The organism is Okeania sp. SIO3I5 (genome assembly GCF_010672085.1).
In the GTDB taxonomy this organism is placed as follows: Bacteria; Cyanobacteriota; Cyanobacteriia; order Cyanobacteriales; family Microcoleaceae; genus Trichodesmium.
On the sequence record NZ_JAAHHT010000321.1, the window covers coordinates 2,297 to 8,868 of the forward strand.

2 protein-coding genes are annotated in these 6,572 nt (G+C 34.1%); both read right to left on the bottom strand.

The genetic code is table 11. The annotated features are described in order from the left end of the window. A partial coding sequence (locus F6K40_RS36500) for a methyltransferase domain-containing protein (RefSeq protein WP_293143973.1) occupies nt 1–3,558 on the bottom strand: 3,558 nt, incomplete at its 3' end. A gap of 1,166 nt (nt 3,559–4,724) precedes the next feature. Beyond that, nucleotides 4,725–6,572 (bottom strand): methyltransferase domain-containing protein (locus F6K40_RS36505; protein WP_293143975.1); only part of this gene is annotated, 1,848 nt, incomplete at its 5' end.

A 6,572-nucleotide genomic window follows, 5' to 3' on the forward strand; every position in this document is an offset into this window, starting at 1 on the left:
AATTTTTTTTGCCGTAGAAGTTTGGTTTCCCAACCCAGACAAATTATTAACTTCTACCACTGGTGTAGTCGGAATTTTTTTTGCCGTAGAAGTTTGGTTTCCCAACCCAGACAAATTATTAACTTCTTTTACTGGTGTAGTAGAAATTTTTTTTGCCGTAGAAGTTTGGTCTCCCAATCCAGACAAATTATTAACTTCTTTTACTGGTTTAGTCGGAATTTTTTTTGCCGTAGAAGTTTGGTCTCCCAATCCAGACAAATTATTAACTTCTACTAATGGTTTAGTAGAAGTTTTATCTGCCAACTCAGGCAAATTAGTATCTACTTCTATCTGGTTAGTTAGAATTTTTTTTTTCCCAGGAGTTTGTTCTCCCAACTCAGACAAATTTTTACCTTTTTCGACAGTAAATAGACTTTGAGGTGAAGTATTTTTCTTTTTAGATTTAAACTTTTCCAAATCAGCTTGAATTTCTTCAATCTCTATTTGCGACTTTTCCAAATCTGCCATTATTTCTGTCAGTAAAGGAGAAATAGAAGAAGTAGCTGTCGGAATTATTTCCGGAGTAACCACCGATAGTAAATTTTCCGGCAAAATCTCTGAGCGATCGCTCTCAACTTTTTGCAAAGACGACTCTAGAAAAACTTCTTCTTGATTTTCTATTTCTTCTTGTTTCTCAATATCAACTTCCTCTTTTTGACTTATCAATTCTAAATTCTCAGTTTTGACTTCCTCTTTTTGACTTATCAATTCTGAATTCTGAATTCTCAATTCTAAATTGCTGCCTTCTTGCTGCTCAATATTAAACTCTGACTTCTCAGTTTTTACTTCTAAATTCTGACTTCTGAATTCTAAATTCCTACCTTCTGACTTTTCAAGAATCAACATATCTGGATAACTTTTACAACCCGCTCTACCACACCAAGAACCATAGAACTTTCCTAACACATCAAAACCAGAATTATTCACCCACTCCAACAATAAAGACTCCAGAAAACCCATACCTTTTTCTGGTGCATTCTTATCCTTCGTAAAACCTTCTTGAACTCGATGAATAAGAGGTTGAGAACTTTTACCTTCAGAAATTAACTGTTCCGACTCATGGTTAATCAAGAAACAATTAAATAACAGACGACCACCAGATTTTAAAACTCGATAAACCTCATCTAAATAATTACGAATCTCACTCCCACCCATTTGAGTAAACTTAGAACTAATAAAGACAAAATCAAAACTTTTTTCATCGTAGAGAAATTGAAAATCTGAGTCTATTTGCCGAAAATTGAAATGAGGTTTTTCAGTTGTAATATTTTCCTGCGCCCAAGATATTAACTCCTCAGAAAAATCCAATCCTTCATAACGCCCTGGAGACTGTAAATAATAAGAAAGACCATAAGCAATATTCCCAATTCCACAACCAATTTCTAAAACTTCAGCAGTTCGTTTAACACCTACCCTTTGGATAAAATCGCCCAAAAACTTAAAGCTTCTCCGAATAAAATTACTCGCTCCACCATCTATATATTTATCATCAGGAATAGACAGAGAAGGTTTAAATAATTGAAACAGAATATTTCCCTCTTCCCCTTGAAAAATTGGAGTTAGAGCAATCAGAGAATTTTGACAGTTTTGAAGTTCTGTTTTAGACAGAGAAACTTCCAGGCGAAACCTAGAACTTTCAGCATTATTAAGTTGAGGGCGAACCTTTGCCACATCCGGACTAGGCAAACCTAACTCTTGTGCAAAATCAGTAAATTGTTGACCCCCAATAAAAACCTTAAAACCTTCTACAGAACCAAAATTATCCGAACCTACCCAACCATACATTACTAATTTTTTATCAGAAATTCCTACCTTCTCTAAATAACCAAAACAATCAACCACAATCGAACTAATAGATTTGTCAATTCCAGAATATTGTTGATTTTCAACTTGTAAATTTTGACCTTGACTCAGCGTTTCACCTGCTGCTGTAATTCCTTCAATTGGTGTAATAAATTTTGGTTGTTCCGATTCTTCTAAAACTATAGGTGCTTCTGAAAAATTTGGTTGTTGAAAATTGGCTAATACTTTCGATAAAACTCGACCTTTACCATCTTTAAAAATCGGAATCAAAGCAATCTGAGAATTAGAGAACTCTGAAATTTGTTTGTAGCTCAGATGTACTTTAAGGCGGAATCTTGCCTTGCCAGAAGTATTCAGATAGGGATGAAACTTTTTCACATCTGGACTTGGTAAATTCAAAGCAGCTTCAAACATTTCGATTCTGCTATCTCCAATAGTTAATTCAAAGCCTTTTACCTCCCCCGAATTAGGAGCAACCACCCAACCTGTAAGTAGTAATTCTTGATTATCAAACTCTGTCTTATCTAGAGAACCTAATGTTGGTAATAATTCAGTTTTTTCCGTCATCGAATATTGCTCCAAATTAACTATATTTTTTTCAGGTAAATTAATATCACTTCCAACCTTTTGCTCACTTCTGAATTCAGAATTCAGAATTCTAAATTCCTTACTTCTTCCTTTCCCTCGTAATTTTAAAGCTGCTGCATAAAGTTTCATATCCTCACTATTAATAGCAGCCAAATCAGCCATTAACTTTTCATCTGATAAAACTTCCTTTTGAAACTCAACATATTCTGGATAAGGATTTCTATTTTGATAAATCACCTCATAATCAGACCAAGCAAAAATATTTTTCAGATCCAGTAAATCCTCAGCAAAATATTCTGTAATTCCCACAAAATCAAAATAATCTAGAGACTTACCATTCACACAATAAGCCATCAAATTACTATTACTTTCAGCAAACTTTAACAAACCCCCCTTATTCAGATAGTCTTTCTTAGAATTAGAAATGTGGCGAAAACAATAATCAGAAATTAACCGATGAATCGGTTCTCTTAACCATATAATTCTCCGAGCATCAGGAAATAATTTATCATACTTACCCGCCCGAAAATGACCCTCAATAACTTTAGTCTGCCAATGAATAGTAGCTGGCATATTATCTTCAAACATATTAGTTTTATCCGTCAGAACTCCTTGAGTTCCATAAACCTGTAATAAAACCTGTCTAAAAGCAGTTCCAGCAGCTTTTGGCACATGAACACAAATCAATTCTACCTGCGGAGTAGTAGTTGGTAAATTATTAGCTTCTGATGTTTTAACTAAAGAAGATAAAGCAGGAATAACTGCATTTAAGAGAGGTTCTCCTGCACGATTTTCTACTAAAGGAATTAAAATAATCAGAGCATCTTTAAATTCTTGTTGCTGCTGTTTATTCATCGGCAACCTAATAATAAACCGAGCATTATTAGCAGCAGAAATATTAGGATGAGCTTTTTTGACTCCAGGACTAGGAAGACCTTGAGTTAAGGCAAATCCTGTTAATTGTTTACTGCCAAATAAAACCTTAAAATTAGTTACAAGTTCAGACTCAAATGACAGAACCCATCCACTTAAACAAACAGTTTCATTTTCGATTGCTACTTGGTCTAAAAATCCAGTAGTTGCTGCTAGTTTTTGAGGTTGTTTATCTGCTATTTCAACTTTTTCCATCTTGGTAAGATTCTGTTAAATTGCTTACTACTAAAATTATAATCTTTAAAAGTTAAAAGTAATCTCTAAGTGAGTTTTCGTATAGTCAGAAAATTTCACTACTCATCCCCTTTTCCTGGGTGCTTCACAAAATGAATCTATTATTGCTCTATACGCAATAGTCAGAATTTTTCACGATCCATCTACATCCGGCGGGTCTGGTGCTTCAAAAAATGAATCTATTATTGCTCTATACGCAATAGTCAGAAAATTTCATCCCTCATCCCCTTGTCCGGGTGCTTCACAAAATGAATCTATTATTGCTCTATACGCAATAGTCAGAAAATTTCATCCCTCATCCCCTTGTCCGGGTGCTTCACAAAATGAATTTATTATTGCTCTATACGCAATAGTCAGAAAATTTCATCCCTCATCCCCTTGCCCGGGTGCTTCACAAAATGAATCTATTATTGCTCTATACGCAATAGCCAGAAAATTTCATCCCTCATCCCCTTGCCCGGGTGCTTCACAAAATGAATCTATTATTGCTCTATACGCAATAGCCAGAAAATTTCATCCCTCATCCCCTTGTCCGGGTGCTTCACAAAATGAATCTATTATTGCTCTATACGCAATAGCCAGAAAATTTCATCCCTCATCCCCTTGTCCGGGTGCTTCACAAAATGAATCTATTATTGCTCTATACACAACACTCGGAAAATTTCATCCCTCATCCCCTTGTCCGGGTGCTTCACAAAATGAATCTATTATTGCTCTATACACAACACTCGGAAAATTTCACTATTCATCTCCTCTGGCAAAGACTACTCAAAAAACCCTCATAAATATCTGGGAAAACCAAATTTACCAAGATACAAAGATCAGTTAAAAAGTCGTTGTGTGAGGATATTTTGAATTCAAAATTCAAAATTAATTAGGGCTTGCTGATTAAATCTCAAAGGATTCACAAATAAAGGTTTGAGCTTTTTTTAGTCTTGAAAAAGTACAAGGTTTTCCTTAATCAAGAGCTGCATAAAGTGAGGATGAAAGGGTTGACTATTAGCTGAAAAATCAAGGGATAATTCTGACTCCTGCCTTCTCTAAATTCCCCATTCCTCCTGTCTCCTGTCTCCTGTCTCCTGTCTCCTGTCTCCTGACTCCTATAATTTTGAATTGTTAATTATTCATTATTTAGAAATGCTTTTTTCCAAAACCAACAAATCTTCCTTAATAGATGAAGTCCGACCACACCAAGAACCATAAGACTTTTCCAGAACATTAAAACCTCGTTCTTCCACCCATTTTAATAATACATTCTCCCTAAACCCAATCCCTTTCTCCGGCAAACTAATATCTGTAGTAAAACCATCCTCTATTTCATAAATCAACCTTTGAGAACTTTTACCTTTAGCAATCAACTCTTCCGATTCTGAATTAACCAAAAAGCAAATTAATAAACATCTCCCCCCAGGTTGTAAAACTCTATATATTTCATCAAGAAAATAACCAACTTCAGAACCTTGTAAACGAGTAAATAAATGGGAAACACAAACACAATTAAAACTAGCATCAGGATAAGGAAAAATAAAACTATTCGCAGATATCCCTCCTGTAGGATTGTATAGAGAATGATAAATATTATGCCAATTAAAATTAAAATTAAGTTTGCGACTTGTAACTTCTTTCTTTGCCCAGACAATAAAATTTTCTACCATATCAAAACCTTCATAACGACCAGAAGGTTGTAAATAATGAACCAACCCATAAGCAACCGTACCAACATTACAACCAACATCAAGAATATGGTCTGTTGATTCCAAACCCAATCTCTGAATTAAATCTCCTAATAACTTAAAAGAATTACGAATAAATTTACCACTGCCATTTTCTACAATCATTTCTATAAACTTATCATCAGGCAGTGGTAAAAGTAGCGCCAATACCTTCAAAATCACTATACCTTCACCGCCTTGAAACTGAGGAGTTAAAGTAATTAATGAATACTTTAATTGATTAATTTGTTGTTGATTTAAAAATATTTTTAAACGGAATCTAGCATTAGCTGAACCAGATAAATTCGGATGAACATTCTCAACATCTGGACTAGGTATATTCAGAGTTTGTTCAAAGAAATTAAACTCTTGATTCCCAATAGAAACCTTAAAACCTTCCAACATACCAGCATCAAGAGAAGCAACCCAACCAGATAAACGTAAAACTTGATTTTTAATTATTACGCGATCTATAGAACCCCAAGTAAGTAAAGGATTAACTTTTCGTTTTTTGCCGATAATGTTTTGTTCGCTAGAATAGTTTTGACTATAGTATTGTATCTGAGATACTTTTCTCCGCCTCTCCCGTAAACTTAAAGCTTCTCGATAAAGTTCTATATCTTCCTGATTTATCGCCGATATTTTATTGACTATTTCTTGATTAGATAACACTTCTTTTAGTAATAACTTATATTCTGGATAGGGATTACTATTTTGAGTTTCTAATTCATACTCAGGCCAATTTAGCATTGCTTTTAATTCATATAAATCCTCACTAAAAAATTCTTGAATACCTACAAAATAAAAATCTGTTAATTTCTGTTCTTGCACAAATTTTGATTTGATTTGATTTGCCATATCCGGTCTTTCAGCAAACTCTAAAAATGTCAAACTTGACTCTTTAACAGGCGGTAAATTTTCGGCATCACTTTCCACTAATATTTGCCAAGTTTTCCAAAAAAAGTAAAGAGAAATCAACCGTTTTATCGGGTTTCTTAGCCAAATAATTTTTCTATACTCGGGAAATTTACTATCATATTTATTGCCAGGAAAATGACCATGAATTACTTTAATTCCTGGCTTAGGCTTAGTTAACATATTATGGCGTAAATCACCACGATGTGGATAATCAAAAAAAATCTCTTCTAGATGATATATTTGTCTCAAAACCTTTTTAAATGTTGTACCAGCAGTTTTCGGTACATGAATTGAAATAACTTTTGCCTTGACTTCTTCTAGTTGTTGAGATTGATTTATTTGGTT